Origin of the sequence: Mesorhizobium sp. M2E.F.Ca.ET.209.01.1.1 (genome assembly GCF_004010375.2) — a bacterium.
Classification (GTDB): Bacteria; Pseudomonadota; Alphaproteobacteria; order Rhizobiales; family Rhizobiaceae; genus Mesorhizobium.
Window position 1 is genome coordinate 1 of sequence record NZ_SADP02001220.1, and the last position, 288, is coordinate 288.

1 protein-coding gene is annotated in these 288 nt (G+C 67.0%); it reads left to right on the forward strand.

What is annotated here, in order from left to right; all coding sequences use genetic code 11:
• The coding region (locus EN852_RS39820) for a serine hydrolase (protein ID WP_135879974.1) at positions 1-288 on the forward strand (288 nt) is incomplete at both ends.

Here is a 288-nt window from a genome sequence, read left to right on the forward strand (position 1 = left end):
CCGCGTGCAGTACACCCAGGCCAACTACCTGGTGCTGACCGCCTTGCTGGAGGCGCATTACCGCAGGCCCTACCCGGCCATCGCACGCGAACGCATCCTGCAGCCGCTGAAGATGACCAGCACCTCATGGGGTGTCGCGAGCGTGCCAGCCCAGCGCGCGGCGGTGCCGTACATCGGCAAGGATGGCGCGCTGCAACCGGCCAATGAAGATCCCTGGCCCAACTACGGCTGGGGGCATGCCGACCTGCAGACCAGCGTGGGCGACATGAACCGTTTCCTGCAGGCGCT